The organism is Pectobacterium polonicum, from assembly GCF_005497185.1.
Classification (GTDB): domain Bacteria; phylum Pseudomonadota; class Gammaproteobacteria; order Enterobacterales; family Enterobacteriaceae; genus Pectobacterium; species Pectobacterium polonicum.
Genome location: NZ_RJTN01000029.1, coordinates 1 through 16,221, shown reverse-complemented (window position 1 = coordinate 16,221; position 16,221 = coordinate 1). Strand labels below are relative to the sequence as shown.

Below are 16,221 nucleotides of genomic sequence, written 5' to 3'. Positions count from 1 at the left end.
GATATGCAGGTTCGTATGTTGTTGGGGCTATCAGTGGCAGTCTTGCTGGCAGGGTGCAGCAGTACCAGCCAACTCAGCGCCGCTGGGCAGTCCGTGACGTTCACGGATACCAAGCCAGGAAGCGAATGTCAGCTATTGGGGCAAGTTAGCGGTAGCCAGTCGAACTGGCTGGCGGGCAACCATGGCGACGGTAGTGCTATGCGCGGTGCGGCAAACGACCTGCGTAATAAAGCGGCGGCGTTGGGCGGCAATACTATCTATGGTGCCACCAGTCCGAGTGAAACCTTCTGGTCAAGCTTTGCGCCGCTGGACAGCAAGATGAACGGCAGCGTTTACAAGTGTCCTTAAGCTAAAAAGAAACCCGGTGAGAGCATGGCTCTCACCGGGTTTACTACCGTCATTGCTCGGCGTCGTCCTGATGCTGCTTCATGCCTAAATCCAGCGGTGTTTTACTGGCTTCCCCACCGATTTCCCGTGCCAGACGCGGCACCAGATAGCCGGACACCTTTTTCATTAGCGCTTTGACTAAGGCGCGCGCCTCGTTGTCATCCACCAGAAAATGGGCGGCACCCTGTACCTTATCCAGCACGTGTAGGTAATAAGGGAGAATTCCCGCGTCAAATAATGCATTACTGAGCCGAGCCAGCGTCTCAGGGCTATCATTTACCCCGCGCAGCAGCACGCTTTGATTGAGCAACGTCACGCCTGCACGACGTAAACGCGCCATACTTTGTGTTAAATCAGGATCGATTTCCTGCGGATGGTTAATATGCGTCACCAGCAGCACCTGAAGCGAACTGCGTGCTAGACGATCGCACAGCGCATCGGTAATACGGGCGGGGATCACCACAGGCAAACGGCTGTGAATACGCAGGCGTTTCACGTGTGGGATGTGTTCCAGTTCGGTGATTAGCCAGTCCAGCTCGTGATCCTTGGCCATCAGCGGGTCGCCGCCGGAAAAAATGATTTCATCCAGCTCAGGGTGTTGGCGGATATAATCCAGCGCCTGATGCCAGTTTGCCTTATTGCCCTGATTATCCTGATACGGGAAATGGCGGCGGAAGCAGTAGCGGCAGTTTACGGCACAGCCGCCTTTAACCAGCAGCAGGGCACGGTTGTGGTATTTGTGTAGTAGCCCAGGGACGACGCTGTGTTGCTCATCAAGCGGATCGTGGGTGAAACCTGGCGTGACAATAAACTCTTCACGAGCAGTTAATACCTGGAGCAGCAGCGGGTCGTCAGGATTCCCTTTTTGCATCCGTGCGGCGAATGCGCGCGGTACACGCAGCGCAAAAAGCCTGCGTGCATCATTGCCTTGCCGAAGTTTTACGTGATCGTTCAGTGCCAAAAATTGCAGTAATTCATCGGGATCGGTAATTACGTCTGCAAGTTGCTGCAACCAATCTTCTCTGGAAGGTATATTTAGGGTTACAATGTGTGCCATTTTTTTGGCTTCGTACCAGTGTTAAATTGTAGAGGGCCTTTATGGCGACTTATTCTAGCAACGATTTCCGTTCCGGTCTTAAAATCATGTTCGAAGGCGAACCGTATGCCATCGAATCCAGTGAATTTGTGAAGCCGGGTAAAGGCCAGGCTTTTGCTCGTGTAAAAATGCGTCGCCTGTTGACGGGCTCTCGCGTTGAAAAAACCTTCAAGTCTACCGACTCAGCAGAAGGTGCAGACGTAGTAGATACCAACATGAACTACCTGTATAACGACGGTGAGTTCTACCACTTCATGCACCCTGAGACATTTGAACAGCATCAGGTTGAAGGGAAGACCGTTGGTGATTCTGCAAAATGGCTACAGGATAATGCAGAATGTATCGTTACGCTGTGGGATGGTCGTCCGATCACCGTTCTGCCACCGAATTTCATCGAAGCTGAAATCACCGATACCGATCCGGGCCTGAAAGGCGATACCGCAGGAACAGGTGGTAAGCCAGCGACGCTGAGCACTGGCGCAGTGGTTAAAGTGCCATTGTTCGTACAGATCGGCGAAGTTGTCAGAGTTGATACGCGTTCTGGTGAGTACGTTTCACGCGTTAAGTAACTAATGCGAAAAAGGCCGCCTTCTGTGAGGGCGGCCTTTTGCTTTACTCCTCATTTCAGTCTTCCTTTTTTATTCCCCAGCCTTATAAAGTCTTCCACAACAATCAAAATTGGCTACGCTTAAAAAGCAGTCACTTTCGTACCGTTGAAATCCTACTCTCATAAAGAAGGAATCGAGTATGTTGAAGAAAGCATGTGTTGCCATTTTCTCTCTGGTTATTCTCTCTGCGGTGGTGGGGTGTAATACCACCCGAGGCGTTGGGCAAGATGTGGAAGCGGGCGGGAAGGCCATTCAGCGCAGCGCCCAATGATAACGTAAGAAATAAATCGTAATAACTTTTCCGAGTGGAAGAAAATGCCGTAATGGTGTTTTCTTCCCCACGGCGAGATAATGTGAAAGTGGATCACTCGGAGAAGTAATAATGTCGCCTCTTTTCATTACTGTCGGCATGCTGACGCTGAGCAATATATTTATGACGTTCGCCTGGTATGGCCATTTACGCTATTTCAGCGGCCGAACCTGGATAATTGCTGCGTTGATCAGCTGGGGTATCGCATTATTCGAATACCTCTTACAGGTGCCTGCAAATAGGATTGGTTATCAGGTCGCCTCTGCGGGTCAATTGAAAATATTGCAGGAAGCGATCAGCCTTTCCGTATTTATCCCTTTCTCCATGTTCATTTTAAAAGAACCTTTCCGCACCGACTATATTTGGGCGGGGTTATGTCTGCTAGGCGCCGTTTTCTTTATGTTTCGCGATAAAATCATGGGATAGATAGTTTATACCCCAAATAATTCGAGTTGCAGGAAGGCGGCAAGAGAGGGAGTCCCGATGAGCTTACTCAGGTAAGTGATTCGGGTGAGTGAACGCAGCCAACGCACCTGCGGCTTGAAGTATTACGGGTATATCTGCGTATTACGGCCAATATGCCCCGATTACTGATTGACCCAGATCAGCGCCTCTGTCGGGAAGCCGTAGCGTTTGGCCGTGGCGACCAGTTTGTCGCGCGTCGCAGTATCCAATGTTGGCGTGCGCGAGAGAATCCACAGATAGTCACGGTTCGGCCCGCAAATCAGGGCGTAGCGGTAGTCGTCATCCAATTCAATAATGTTGTAACCGCCATAGAACGGCCCGAAGAACGACACTTTTAGCGCTCCGCGCTGGGGCGATCCCGTGAAATACGCCTTTCCGATACTTTCTTTCCATTCCTGTTTTTCGACGTTAAAGCCGCGATTGATCACCTTGATGCCGCCGTCATCCCGCGGGCTATAGGTTGCCGTTACACGCTCCAGATTGCGCTCAAAGCGGTGGTCGAGACGGGCGATTTCATACCATGTGCCGAGGTAGCGATTAACGTCAAAATTTTCCACGACGGTGACGTTATCGGGCGGCGTCACGCTACAAGCAACAGAAAAGAGTGCCACCAGTGCGGCAATGCACGTTTTCCCACATCGTCTGATTTTGAAGAGCAGGCTTTTGAATAACGTGGTGTTAAGGCTAATCGTGTTAAAGCGAATAGCGTTAAAGGGCATCATATTGACGTCTCATCATTTTCATCTTTGTTCCAGTGTAGACGATGGACGTAGTCTCGCGGGGAAATAAAACGGCCTGCGTTACACAGGCCGTTAAGTACGATGTTACATTTGCAGCGTTACACCTACAGCGTGACGACACCGATGACGGTAACGACAGTCAGGATTGCTGCCAGACCGTAGAATACCCATTTCCCGGCAGGAACGTGGATTTTCAGGTCGTGCATTGCGTGGTGGATGCGGTGCAGGCCACACCAGAGCGGCAGCACAATCATCAGCAGTAAAAATACGCGACCGATAAAGCTCTGGCTGAATGTGGCGATGCGCTCATAGGTTAGCGCGTCTGGGAACAACCCCAGAGGCAGCATCACACCGACCAGCAGGATGATTACCGGAGCGAAGAACGCGCTCCACATCCCACCAGCACCGAACAACCCCCAAAAAGGAGGCTCGTCAGAACGTTTTGGCGTTGGATTAATCACATTATTTCTCCTGTTCAGAATAGTAAGGCGATCGCCAGAACGGCTACGGTTACCACCACGGTGACAGCCCAAAGCCCTTTAATGATTGGCTCTGGCCCCATTTTTTCGTCTTTAATGACGATGATGCTGGCCTTCGGTGCCAGCTCAAACCAGGTTTTGGTATGCAGCGCAGCAGCCAGCAGAGCCACGATATTGATCAGCAATACCAGCGGGTTTTGCAGGAAGCTGACGAAGTGTGCCCAGCCTTCGGGTCCGTTTTTCAGTGCGAAGACGCCGCACATTAGTACGATGCTAAACCAGACAGCAGGGACGGCAGTCCCTTCACGCAACATATAAAAGCGGTAGAACCCCAACTTTTTCCACCAGGTTGGCGACATATCGCGAACATACGCTTTACGTTTAGTTGTCATCATTGTCCCTCCCTTATTGTGGTTTCAGCATCGCGATCATGAAGTCTTTCGCGCTTTCGACTTTGCCTTGCTGGATAGCCGCGGCAGGGTCGACGTGCTTCGGACACACTTCTGAGCAGTAGCCCACAAACGTACAGGTCCAGACGCCGTTATTCCCGTTCAATTGCGTCATGCGTTCTTTCTTGCCGTGATCGCGGTTATCCAGGTTATAACGGTGCGCCAGCGTAATTGCAGCCGGACCGATGAACTCCGGGTTCAGGCCGAACTGCGGGCAGGCCGCATAACACAGACCGCAGTTAATACAGCCAGAGAACTGGTGATATTTTGCCATCTGCGCTGGAGTCTGTTTATTCGGGCCGTCAGCGGGTTTACGGTCGTTGCCGATGATATACGGCTTGATGGCTTCCAGACTCTCGATGAAGTGAGTCATGTCGACCACCAGATCGCGCTCGATAGGGAAGTTGCCCAGCGCTTCGACCTTCAGACCATTCGTGTATTCACGTAGGAAAGTTTTACAGGCTAACTTAGGGACGTTATTCACCATCATGCCGCAGGAGCCGCAGATTGCCATACGGCAGGACCAGCGGTAAGAGAGGTCCGGTGCCAGGTTATCCTTGATATAACCCAGCGCATCCAGCAGGGACGTTTGCGTGTTGTACGGGACATCGAACGTCTCAAAATAGGGTTCGCGATCCTGTTCAGGGTTGTAGCGCATGACGTCCATTTTCAGGGTTTTGATCATCTCAGCCATTCGCCTGCTCCTTCTTGCTGCCTTCCTGTGCATCACCTTCTGCACCGTATACGCGTTTAGCTGGCGGCAGTTTGGTAATCTTCACATCGCTGTACTCCAAACGAGGTGCACCTTCTGGGTTATAGAACGCCAGCGTATGCTTCAGGAAGTTGACGTCATCACGTTCGGTACATCCGTCATCCAGACGCTGGTGCGCGCCACGGGATTCTTTACGGTTGATTGCCGAGTGCGCCATACATTCCGCAACATCCAGGCTGTGGCCCAGTTCAACGGTGTACAGCAGATCGGTGTTGAACACGCTGGAACGGTCAGTGATTTTCACGCGTTTAAAGCGCTCTTTCAGCTCCGCCATCTTATCGACAGTTTTTTGCATCAGGTCGGTGGTGCGGTAAATACCACAGCCTTCCTCCATCGACATGCCCATTTCGTCGCGGATTTTCGCCCAGCTTTCGGTGCCTTCTTGATTCATCAGATCGTGTAGACGCTGTTCGATGTCGCGTGTTTGTGCGTCCAGCACTGTACCGTTGGCTGGTGCTGCCGCCTGTGCACGTTGTACGGCATGTTCACCTGCGACGCGACCAAAGACCACCAGTTCGGCCAGTGAGTTGGAGCCTAGACGGTTCGCCCCGTGCAGACCAACAGAAGAGCATTCGCCGACGGCAAACAGCCCTTTGATGCGGGTTTCGCAGTTCTGATCGGTTTCAATGCCGCCCATCGTATAGTGCGCAGTAGGACGGATAGGAATCGGTTCCTTCACGGGATCGACGCCAACATAGGCTTTTGCCAGTTCGCAGATGAACGGCAGACGCTCCTTGAGTTTTTTCTCGCCGAGGTGGCGCAGATCGAGGTAAACCACATCGCCCAACGGGGTTGAGACAGTGCGGCCTGCGCGCCATTCGTGCCAGAATGCCTGCGATACTTTATCGCGCGGCCCCAGCTCCATGTATTTGTTTTTCGGCTGGCCGAGCGGTGTTTCCGGGCCCATGCCGTAGTCTTGCAGATAACGGTAGCCGTCTTTGTTGACCATGATACCGCCTTCACCACGACAGCCTTCGGTCATCAGAATACCGGAACCGGGCAAACCGGTCGGGTGATACTGCACGAATTCCATATCACGTAGCGGGACACCGTGGCGGAACGCCATGCCCATGCCATCGCCGGTGACGATGCCGCCGTTGGTGTTGTAACGGTACACGCGACCTGCGCCGCCTGTCGCCAGTACCACGGCGTTAGCGCGGATCTGAATCAGCGAACCTTCCATCATGTTGATAGCTACGAGGCCGCGTGCCTGGCCGTCGTCGACCAGAACGTCGAGGACGAAGTGCTCATCGAAACGTTGGATTTGTGGATATTTAAGGGAGGTTTGGAACAGCGTATGCAGCATGTGGAAGCCGGTTTTATCGGCGGCAAACCAGGTGCGTTCAATCTTCATTCCGCCAAAGCGGCGAACGTTGACAGAACCATCCGGCTTACGGCTCCAGGGGCAGCCCCACTGTTCCAGTTGAATCATCTCTTCCGGGCAGTGTTTGACGAAGTGCTCAACAACGTCCTGTTCACACAGCCAGTCGCCACCGGATACGGTGTCGTTAAAGTGATAATCGAAGCTATCGTGTTCCTGAGTCACCGCAGCTGACCCACCTTCTGCTGCCACGGTATGGCTACGCATTGGGTAGACTTTTGAGATCAGCGCTATTTTCAGTTGGGGATTGGCTTCTGCGGCAGCAATTGCTGCTCGTAGGCCAGCACCCCCGGCCCCGATAATGGCCAAATCAGCGTTAAAGGTTTGCAATGCATTCCTCCAGTTACTTAAGTTAATTAAGTTAAAATAAAAAAATAATATCTATTCATTTCTGTCTTTATATCCGAGCTTAATATCAAACCCGCTTAAAATTGTGTGATAGACCTATAAAGAATAGATAAACCTATAATTTTTGTGTGGGAATAATTATACCGAATTATAGGTAGACGAAATTTGATGTGATCCTGCATTTTGTGGTTTTTTCAGCGCGTTCCGTATTTATTGATAAAAACGTGATCGAAAGGCTTATTTACGGGGAAATAATGCTTTTATTTCTTTAATAACCCTTTTGAAGGGGATATAGAAAAATGATTCACTAGATATAATTTACGGTGGCTACCTTCATCGCCCCTCCCGAAGGGAAGAATATGCATTGCTAAAAACCCGCGGTGGCACTTTTTCTGCTGGAAATTTGGGCTGATGCGGGTAGACTGCATCCCCTATTTTGACTTTGGAGTAAGAACCATGAGCGAGACGACAAGTTGGCAACCTAGTGCTTCTGTCGCTAATTTGTTGAAAAGAGCGTCGATAGTTGCCGCTGTCCGACGTTTCTTCACCGATCGTGGGGTGCTCGAAGTTGAAACGCCAGCGATGAGCCAGGCTACGGTAACGGATGTTTTCTTATATCCATTCCAAACCCGTTTCGTTGGCCCCGGTGCGGCGGATGGTATGACGCTGTATTTGATGACCAGCCCGGAATACCACATGAAACGTCTGCTGGCTGCCGGTAGCGGGCCGATCTTTCAACTGTGCCGCAGTTTCCGCAACGAAGAATCAGGCCGACACCACAATCCTGAATTCACCATGCTGGAATGGTATCGCCCTCATTATGATATGTATCGCCTGATGAATGAGGTCGATGATCTGTTGCAGCAGGTGCTGGACTGTGAAAGTGCAGAAATGCTCTCTTATCAGCAGGCATTTTTACGCCATCTGGAGATTGATCCCCTCTCTGTTGATAAAGCGCAGCTGCGTGAAGCAGCAGAAAAACTTGGGTTGGGTGATATCGCCTGCCGCGAAGACGATCGCGATTCGCTGGTGCAGATGCTGTTTACTTTCGGCGTTGAGCCGCACATCGGGCGTGACAAACCGGCGTTCGTCTACCATTTCCCAGCCACGCAAGCCTCGTTGGCCGAGATCAGTTCGGAGGATCATCGCGTCGCCGAGCGTTTTGAAGTCTATTTTAAAGGGATTGAGCTGGCGAACGGCTTTCGTGAATTAACCGATGCCGATGAGCAGCGTCAGCGTTTCGAGCAGGATAACCGCAAGCGTGCCGCGCGTGGTTTGCCGCAACAGCCGATGGATGAAAACCTGCTGGCAGCGCTGAAACATGGTTTACCAGAGTGTTCCGGTGTGGCGCTGGGTGTAGATCGTTTGATCATGCTGACACTGAAGGCTGAAAGCCTGAGTGACGTGATTGCGTTCTCCGTCGAGCGCGCATAGCAGACTTGTAGCAGGGCGGTGCCAGATCTGGCAGCCGCCCGTTTTCCTTTCTTATAAGCTACCCGGCGTCCGCTGCCGTGGCGTTAGCGTTTTCCCACTGCGTGACAGATTGTCCATTTTCACCTGGAATGGTGGGAAAGGAAGCTCCAGATTGTGCTTACGGTAGTTCTCCAGAATCAACTGATGCAGTTCGTGTCGTAGTGGCATACGGTGCCCCATTTCGGCGGCGAACACGCGCAGTTCGAAAATCTGAATTCCCTGTTGTAGATCGACGAGGAAGGCTTCAGGCTCTGGCGTATCCAGAATCAGCGAACAACGCTTCACCGCATCCATCAGCAGTTCTGTGACTTCCTGACTATTCGCGTGTGCCGGCGCAGGCACTGTCAGTACGACACGCGTGACTGAATCCGACAGCGACCAGTTGATAAACTGCTCGGTGATAAACGCCTTGTTCGGTACGATGATCTCTTTGCGATCCCAGTCAGAAATGGTGGTGGCACGGGTATTAATCCGCATGACGCTACCCGTGAGATCGCGGATCGTGACCGTATCGCCGATACGAATCGGTTTCTCAAACAGGATGATCAGGCCGGAGATAAAGTTAGCGAAGATCTCCTGCAAGCCGAACCCGAGTCCTACCCCCAGTGCGGCAACCAGCCATTGCAGTTTCGACCATTCGATCCCGATAAGCGAGAACCCCATCAGACAGCCGATCAGCATCAGAATATATTTGCTGATGGTGGTAATGGCGTAGCCGCTGCCTGGCGACAGATCCAGGTGTTGCAGGATCGCCAGCTCCAATAGGGCAGGCAGGTTGCGCACCAGCTGCGCGGTAATAATGAAGATCAGAATAGCGATGAGCACCGATCCCAACGTAATCGCCTGCACGCTCTCCACGCCTTTAACCGTGCTGGAAACATCCCACAGGCTGATGTTCTCCAGAAACGCGAAGGCCGAATGAATTTCTGACCACAGGGCGATTACGGAAACCAGTGCGATCAGCGTCAGAATGGATCGCACCAGCTGCAAGGATTTAGCGCTGATGGCGTCCAGATCGACGACGGGTTCTTCCACCGCTTCCGAGCTGCTTTCATGGGACGAGGTAGGCTGAGTATCTTCTTCGCCTTTGGCGCGCTGTGCCAGAATCTCCGAGCGCCGCTGTTTGGCACGATCGAAAGCAATACGGCGCCGCTGAATCAGCATCCAACGGCGAATAATGTGGTAAACCACCAATAGGAAGAACCAGATCGAGACGGAGGTTTCCAGTCGCGCTAACAGCGCCTGTGCGGTCGCCAGATAGCCGATGCAGGAGGCCAGGGCGGCAACGAGCGGCACACCGATCAGGATGTTCCACATCGCCCGGTTAACGGAGTTTTCCCCCGACCCCTCTTTATCCAGATACAACGGAATACCCGCGCGTTTTAATCCCGTGGTGACCAAACTCAACGCCATACAGAGCAGGATGAAGCAGAGCCGCCCCAGCGTGCTGGAAAACTCGCGATCGTTGAGTTTATCGAAAGTAATCAGCGCCATAATCAGCGGCACGATAAAGGCGATGGAGAGACGGTAATAGCGCATCGCTCTGGCTACGCGCTCCGGTGACCAGCGGAAGTGGACAATGAACAGCCCTTGTGGATGCGAGAATGAGGCGCTGATCATCACCAGCCACATCAACGGCACTGTGGCGGTGACGCTGTCGCCGATGGCAACGGCAATCGGGTAAGGCCAGGCGTTTTGCAGCCCGTAACCCAATGCAGCCCAGAGCACCGGCAGCGGTAGAGCGGTCAAGATAGACCAGAACACGGTACGTAGCGTCAGCATAAAGTGATCGAGCGTGACCTTGCCGACGCGGCTGCTGGCACGCTCCATAAACGCATGATAGTGACGACGGGAACTGATGCTGAAGCCCACCAGCAGCAGCGCGCCCAGCAGCGGCAGCACGGTTTCCTGACTGGTCACCATCATGACCAGCGCACTACCCAACTGCGTCAGTGTATCCAATGACAGCAGCCGCGTCAGATCCTGCACCAGCTTGAGCGGATAGGCGAACGTCACAGACTCAACATCAGCGACCCAAAACAGATCGCGATGAGCCGCTTCTCGCGTTTCGGTCAAGGCATCCGCCAGTTGGTTATTGGCGACTTTGAGTTTGGTGAGTTCCAATATCTGTGAATCACAGCCGGAGATCAGCGACGTCAGCAGGTCGCGCTGGGTACGCATCTGATCGGTCAGAATACGCTGCTGTGCGCTGGTCAGTGGGTCGCCGTTATCTTGCTTGGCATTATCAAGATCTTGCGGTTTGTTGATCAGATCTTCAAAGTGCAGCCGCTGTACACGTAGCTGCGCCATGTCGCTATCCAGCAACTGGGGCTTGGGCATTTCCGGCAGGCGGGCGATCTGTGCGCGTAACGTTTCTCCCAATATCGGTGAAACACCGAGCCACTGTGCCTGTTCGCGAATGGTGCTCAGCGCCTGACGAACCTGAAGCGTGTGTGTCGCAGCCTGACGCTGCTGAGAGGCGATAAGATCCATCCGCTGCGCTTGTTGATTCAGCGCAACGGAGAGCTCGCGGTTAACCTGTAGCTGCTTGCTGATGACGGCGGGTAAATCACCACTTTGTTCTGCGAGAAGCTCGGTGCGTTCTAATGCCTGCTCGGCTTCACGCTGGCGCAGGTTGTTGAGTCGGCTGCGTAAATCTTGTTGCAGCAGATCCAGTCTATCGTGACGCTTTTTATATAGCTCGACGCGTAACCGGGACAGCTCCTGACGATTGCTGGCTGACAGCTGTGCCAGTTCCAGTTCGTCTACCCGGCTTTTGCGCAGGGCGGATTCGGCCTGAAGTGCTGTGAGCTGCGCTTGCCCCAGTGGAGTCGCGGGCGTACCGAGAGACTGAATGCGGCGTTCCGCCTCGCTTTGCATGCGGCTGGCTTCAGTTTGCTGTTGTGGAAGCTGGCTCAGTGAATCGCCGATTTCACGCAGTCGATCCTGCTCCTGCTGGAGCTGACGGGCTTGTTCCAACAGTTGGCTGCTGGTTTGCAGCAACTGTTGTTCGAGATCGTTACTGGAGAGATTTTCTGAAATCGATGAAGGTTTGCCGTCTTCGGCATTAAGCTGGCGACGCAGCTCTTGAACCAGTTTGGGGAAATCATCAATGACGCGCTGATACTGCGTGGCGCGTTCTTGCGCTTCTTTGCGATCCTGCAAGGTATTCAGCGCAGCCTGGTATTCCTCAACGACTTTCGCCTGATCGGCTGCACCTTTGTTGGCTTCCGCCTGCTGTAGCTGCTGGCGTAATTGCGCCTCATTGGGCGCAGTGGCAGCCAACGCGGCGGTTGATAATAAACATCCCAGAAGAAAAGTCAGAATCAAACGCACGTTAGCTACCTTTTACAAACAACACTCTTATAAGCGACGAAAGTCGGACGTTATTTACGGCGCGTCGGGTTTGTGGCCCGTCTGCACGGTGACGTTTTCTTCCAGTTCGGTGCCTTCCGGGAAGACAACGGGCGCTGGCTCATCCTGACGGACTTCGGCAAACGGTTCACCCATACGGGTCACACTTAGGGTATTCAGGTGTGCGGCAAACTGGAGATTATTGCCTGCGGCAAACAGGTTAATCACGGTTGAACCGAGCTTGAAGCGACCCATTTCCTCGCCTTTCGCCAACACCACTGCGCCTTCTTCACCCGCCTGCGGGTAAGTCCAACGCTTGATGATGCCTTCACGCGGTGGCGTCACCACGCCTGACCACACGGTTTCGATGCTGCCGACAATGGTTGCACCGACCAGAATCTGTGCCACTGGGCCGAATTCAGTATCAAACAGGCAAATGACGCGTTCGTTACGCGCAAACAGATTCGGCACGTTATCGGCCGTCAACAGATTGACGGAGAACAGGTCACCCGGAACATAAATCATCTCGCGCAGCACGCCGTCGCACGGCATGTGGAGGCGGTGATAATCACGCGGCGAAAGATAAATGGTGGCAAACAGGCCGTCGCGGAACAGATCGGCCATCACATAGTTGCCAGCCAGCAGCGCTTCCAGCGTGTAATCATGATGTTTTGCCTGAATCAGCTTGCCGTCGGTAATCGGGCCAAACTGCGATAGCACGCCGTCTGCCGGTTGCACCAGACGGTGTGCATGGGGATCGACAGGACGAATGCCAGGACGAAGAGGGCGAACAAAAAATTCGTTAAACGTGCGATAGGAAGCGGTATCCGGTTGCAGCGCTTCCTGCATGTTGACGTTGTATTGACGGACAAACAGATCGATCACCAGCTTGGTGAGTTTTCCCGCACGCTTATTTGCTCCCCAGCCCGCTAAGCGGGTCAGCCAGATCTTGGGAAGCCAATACTGTAGTTTGATTTTAATATTATCCAGCACAGTGAGCCTCTTGGGTTAATAGTGCGCCATAAAACAAGCTTTCTGGGGAACACGCTTAGTATTGCCGGCAGTAACCCAGAAAGAGAGCAAGCGGATTCACTTGCCCTCAAAGGGGGCGCATTGTAACGACGGTCATGATAAATGTCAGTTATCTGTATCCGAAAAGCCTTTACGCGTTTTTACTTGCGCCATGCTTTCGAGAATCCGGTGATAGTTATCAAAGCGCTCTGTAGCAATATCTCCGCGCTCACGTGCGGCGTTAATGGCGCAGCCCGGATCGTTTTCATGTTTACAATCGCGGAACTTGCATGAGCCGATGTATTCACGTAGCTCAATGAAACCACGCGTAACCTGTTCGGGCTCCAGATGCCACAAACCAAATTCACGCACGCCCGGTGAGTCGATGACGTCGCCACCATGCGGGAAGTGGTAAAGTCGGGAGGCGGTGGTGGTGTGTTGCCCCAATCCTGAGTTATCGGAAACCTCATTCACCAGAATGCGTTCTTCACCCAACGCAAGCAGCGCGTTAAGCAGGCTGGATTTCCCGACGCCTGATTGCCCAGCGAAAATGCTGATGCGGTCGGTTAGCGCGTGCTCCAGTTCAGGAATACCCTGTTGGGTATGGCTGGAAACCATCAACACGCGGTACTTGAGCGCACGGTAAATATCCATCTGTTCATCGACAAATTGACGGGATTTATCATCCAGCAGGTCAATTTTGTTCAGCACGATCAGCGGTTCGATCTCCAGCGTTTCGCAGGCGACCAGATAGCGATCGATAATATTCAGCGACAGTTCGGGCAAGATCGCTGAAACGATCACGATCTGATCGATATTGGCGGCGATCGGTTTAATGCCATCATAATAGTCAGGGCGCGTAAGAACCGAATGACGGGGGTGAACGGCTTCCACGATCCCGCTGATGCCCGCGAGCGATTCATGACCAGGACGCCAGACGACCCGGTCGCCCGTGACCAGCGATGAAATGGTCCGACGAATGTTGCAGCGGTGCACCACGCCATCGGTGGCTTCCACATCGGCGTGCATACCGAATCGGCTAATGATAATACCTTCCTGCGCATCGCCCAGTTGGCTATCTTCCCATTCGACTTTGCTTTCCGTTTTTTTCAGGCGACGCTGGTGGTTTGCGCTAACCCGACGCTGCTGACCTTTCGACAGTTTCTTTTTGCTCACTGAGCCTCACTTAAGACGATTTATCGTTCGCGACCGCGGGTTGTCGCTCGCCGCGTTTGAACGGACTATAATACACCCTATTTGATTTTAATTAACTGATACCACTTTGTCGGTATCAGCATCGAGATTGATACTGATATCCTTGTATCGACGACAGGGCACAATGCAACAGGAACTCCCACGATGGTAGATGAAAATAACCTGATCTGGATCGATCTTGAGATGACCGGCCTGAACCCGGATCACGATCGCATCATTGAGATCGCAACGCTGGTGACGGATGCAAATCTGAACGTGTTGGCCGAAGGACCGGTACTGGCGGTGCACCAGCCGGATAGCCAACTGGCACTGATGGATGACTGGAACGTGCGCACGCACGGTGCCAGCGGACTGACCGAACGCGTTAAAGCCAGCACCACGGATGAACGTGCTGCCGAGCTGGAAACGCTGGCATTTTTACAAAAATGGGTGCCTGCGGGTAAATCGCCGATCTGTGGCAATAGTATTGGTCAGGATCGCCGCTTCCTGTTCCGCTATATGCCAGAGCTGGAAGCCTACTTCCACTACCGTTATCTGGATGTCAGCACGCTCAAAGAGCTGGCACGACGCTGGAAGCCGGAAATCCTGACGGGCTTTAAGAAGCAGGGTTCGCATCAGGCGATGGACGATATTCGTGAATCGCTGGCAGAGCTGGTCTATTACCGTGAAAATTTTCTGCAACTGTAGGTGAAGCGAGACGGCAAGGCATAGCAGTGCCACGATCTGCTGATATTTACGCCATGATGTCGTTTTTATCAGCAGTCAGACGATTTTTCATTTTCGGGGGCTTGCGGTTAAACGGATTTCTCGTATAATGCGCACCCCATACCGATGAAGAATTTCAATTAAAGAACTTCAACATCGTATGCAGATTTCCCGGGCGGGAATAGCTCAGTTGGTAGAGCACGACCTTGCCAAGGTCGGGGTCGCGAGTTCGAGTCTCGTTTCCCGCTCCAAGTTTTATCACTGTTTGTCACCATACAAACCGTGTGCAGTAATCAGACGTAACGCCTGTTATTGTCTGTCCGATATGCGGGAATAGCTCAGTTGGTAGAGCACGACCTTGCCAAGGTCGGGGTCGCGAGTTCGAGTCTCGTTTCCCGCTCCAATTTGTGATCTGTAGATTGTTATTGAAATCTGCAAGTCGTTGAAAAAAGGACCTTAGGGTCCTTTTTTCGTTCCGGCGAAAGCTACTGAAATCCGCCCACATACACGCTTTTTTAGTCTATTTTGTAGTCCATAAAAAACGGGTGTGTGGAGTTCCGTATTCTTTCTGGGGCGGGTGATGGGTCGAGGATCTAGCCTAATTCTTCAAGTTAGGGGCTGGAACTTGGCACTATCAGACATGGCCGTTCGCCAAGCCAACAGGCAAGACCTATTGTTATGGTCAAGTTTCTGTGGACACCGGAGTAGGGGATGTCAGGTAGTGGCTTTCTCATAACCGGCTGGAGACAACTATTGGCTTGATTATTCGGCCTCGTACTGGGCCAGCCAGCAGCGCGCAGTGCTGTCGACCAGGCCATGGTCGTGGCAAACCAGACCAACGTTCAGGCTTTGCACTTGGTCATCTGCGCCACCCGGAGCTGGAAGGCAGCATCAAAGGTTTGTCATATCTTGCGGGGGCTCTCGGTAGGATCATCTCCTACCAAAATGACCACAAGTATTAGACCGGAACAGTCCGCTTGCTCATCAGAAAGATGATGAGCCAGAGAATCAGTCCTAGTATCGAGGTTACAGCCCCAATGGGGCCGAGGAAGTTGTAACCAAGCCCTCCATTGATAGCCATTCCTCCCAACCAAGGGCCAAGTGCGTTTGAGGCATTAAGTGCAGCTTGATTGGATGCGGCTGATAACACCTGAGCATCACCAGCAATGTTCATAAAATGCGCTTGCATCGCAACAGGCATGGCCATCATCGTGCCCACCGCCACGGTTGCGACAGCAACACCCTCCAGGGACGTTGCTGCAAAGGGGAAAATCAACGACACTACAATCGACCACAGAAGAATGAGACCAATACCCTTGAATTTCATTCTATCCGCTATTCTCCCTCCTCCGATCATGCCAACAATTGAACCGATGCCGAACAGCACGACCATCCAAGGCATCCATGACTCGGAGACTCCGGTGACGT

At 52.7% G+C, this 16,221-nt stretch carries 16 protein-coding genes and 2 tRNA genes; 8 read left to right on the top strand and 10 right to left on the bottom strand.

The features are described 5' to 3' along the window. The first annotated feature begins 3 nt into the window (after window positions 1-3). Window positions 4-348, top strand: coding sequence for a DUF4156 domain-containing protein (locus EDI29_RS20565; RefSeq protein ID WP_137742371.1), 345 nt, complete (start codon window positions 4-6; stop codon window positions 346-348). A 49-nt stretch (window positions 349-397) separates the two neighbouring features. Here EDI29_RS20565 and epmB read toward each other — a convergent pair whose 3' ends face one another. Beyond that, window positions 398-1,444 carry an EF-P beta-lysylation protein EpmB gene (gene epmB / locus EDI29_RS20560; RefSeq protein WP_137742370.1) on the bottom strand — a complete coding sequence of 349 codons (1,047 nt, stop codon included), beginning with the start codon at window positions 1,442-1,444 and terminating at the stop codon, window positions 398-400. Between the two features lie 41 nt (window positions 1,445-1,485). On the opposite strand from epmB, the gene efp reads away from it, so the two are divergent. The 3 genes from efp to EDI29_RS20545 all read left to right on the top strand — a co-directional run bounded on the left by efp (window position 1,486) and on the right by EDI29_RS20545 (window position 2,827). Further along, window positions 1,486-2,052: an elongation factor P gene (gene efp / locus EDI29_RS20555; protein WP_129707145.1), complete on the top strand. Its 567-nt coding sequence runs from the start codon at window positions 1,486-1,488 to the stop codon at window positions 2,050-2,052. 178 nt (window positions 2,053-2,230) lie between these two features. Beyond that, entirely contained in the window at window positions 2,231-2,362 is a 132-nt protein-coding gene (locus EDI29_RS20550; RefSeq protein WP_015841890.1) for an entericidin A/B family lipoprotein, read from the top strand. 111 nt (window positions 2,363-2,473) lie between these two features. Further along, a complete protein-coding gene (locus tag EDI29_RS20545; protein ID WP_137742369.1) occupies window positions 2,474-2,827 on the top strand; it encodes a DMT family protein in 354 nt (117 codons plus the stop codon). 161 nt (window positions 2,828-2,988) lie between these two features. Here EDI29_RS20545 and EDI29_RS20540 read toward each other — a convergent pair whose 3' ends face one another. The 5 genes from EDI29_RS20540 to frdA form a co-directional block, all read right to left on the bottom strand. Beyond that, entirely contained in the window at window positions 2,989-3,588 is a 600-nt protein-coding gene (locus EDI29_RS20540) for a lipocalin family protein (RefSeq protein ID WP_137742368.1), read from the bottom strand. Between the two features lie 122 nt (window positions 3,589-3,710). Beyond that, window positions 3,711-4,067, bottom strand: coding sequence for a fumarate reductase subunit FrdD (gene frdD / locus EDI29_RS20535; RefSeq protein WP_014701584.1), 357 nt, complete (start codon window positions 4,065-4,067; stop codon window positions 3,711-3,713). 14 nt (window positions 4,068-4,081) lie between these two features. Then, complete coding sequence (gene frdC, locus EDI29_RS20530) at window positions 4,082-4,477, bottom strand: fumarate reductase subunit FrdC (protein WP_137742389.1); 396 nt, start codon at window positions 4,475-4,477, stop codon at window positions 4,082-4,084. Window positions 4,478-4,490: 13 nt separating this feature from the next. Then, complete coding sequence (locus EDI29_RS20525; protein WP_137742367.1) at window positions 4,491-5,228, bottom strand: succinate dehydrogenase/fumarate reductase iron-sulfur subunit; 738 nt, start codon at window positions 5,226-5,228, stop codon at window positions 4,491-4,493. Beyond that, window positions 5,221-7,017: a fumarate reductase (quinol) flavoprotein subunit gene (gene frdA, locus EDI29_RS20520; protein WP_137742366.1), complete on the bottom strand. Its 1,797-nt coding sequence runs from the start codon at window positions 7,015-7,017 to the stop codon at window positions 5,221-5,223. The genes EDI29_RS20525 and frdA overlap by 8 nt, the downstream gene beginning before the upstream one ends. 474 nt (window positions 7,018-7,491) lie before the next feature. On the opposite strand from frdA, the gene epmA reads away from it, so the two are divergent. Further along, the gene (gene epmA, locus EDI29_RS20515) at window positions 7,492-8,469 is read left to right on the top strand and encodes an elongation factor P--(R)-beta-lysine ligase (RefSeq protein ID WP_137742365.1); all 978 of its coding nucleotides are present in this window, start codon (window positions 7,492-7,494) and stop codon (window positions 8,467-8,469) included. Between the two features lie 51 nt (window positions 8,470-8,520). Here the strand turns inward: epmA and mscM are convergent, their stop codons facing one another. The 3 genes from mscM to rsgA form a co-directional block, all read right to left on the bottom strand. Beyond that, on the bottom strand, window positions 8,521-11,844 hold the full coding sequence (mscM, locus tag EDI29_RS20510) for a miniconductance mechanosensitive channel MscM (protein WP_137742364.1): 3,324 nt from the start codon (window positions 11,842-11,844) through the stop codon (window positions 8,521-8,523). Window positions 11,845-11,898: 54 nt separating this feature from the next. Further along, complete coding sequence (asd, locus tag EDI29_RS20505; protein WP_137742363.1) at window positions 11,899-12,855, bottom strand: archaetidylserine decarboxylase; 957 nt, start codon at window positions 12,853-12,855, stop codon at window positions 11,899-11,901. 144 nt (window positions 12,856-12,999) lie between these two features. Next, the gene (rsgA, locus tag EDI29_RS20500; RefSeq protein ID WP_137742362.1) at window positions 13,000-14,049 is read right to left on the bottom strand and encodes a small ribosomal subunit biogenesis GTPase RsgA; all 1,050 of its coding nucleotides are present in this window, start codon (window positions 14,047-14,049) and stop codon (window positions 13,000-13,002) included. Window positions 14,050-14,232: 183 nt separating this feature from the next. On the opposite strand from rsgA, the gene orn reads away from it, so the two are divergent. The 3 genes from orn to EDI29_RS20485 all read left to right on the top strand — a co-directional run bounded on the left by orn (window position 14,233) and on the right by EDI29_RS20485 (window position 15,196). Next, the gene (gene orn, locus EDI29_RS20495; protein WP_137742361.1) at window positions 14,233-14,775 is read left to right on the top strand and encodes an oligoribonuclease; all 543 of its coding nucleotides are present in this window, start codon (window positions 14,233-14,235) and stop codon (window positions 14,773-14,775) included. Window positions 14,776-14,968: 193 nt separating this feature from the next. Further along, a tRNA-Gly gene (locus tag EDI29_RS20490) sits at window positions 14,969-15,044 on the top strand. A 76-nt stretch (window positions 15,045-15,120) separates the two neighbouring features. Next, window positions 15,121-15,196 (top strand) — tRNA-Gly (locus tag EDI29_RS20485). Between the two features lie 555 nt (window positions 15,197-15,751). Here the strand turns inward: EDI29_RS20485 and EDI29_RS20480 are convergent. After that, on the bottom strand, window positions 15,752-16,221 hold a 470-nt coding region (locus tag EDI29_RS20480; RefSeq protein ID WP_206664372.1), incomplete at its 5' end, for an MFS transporter.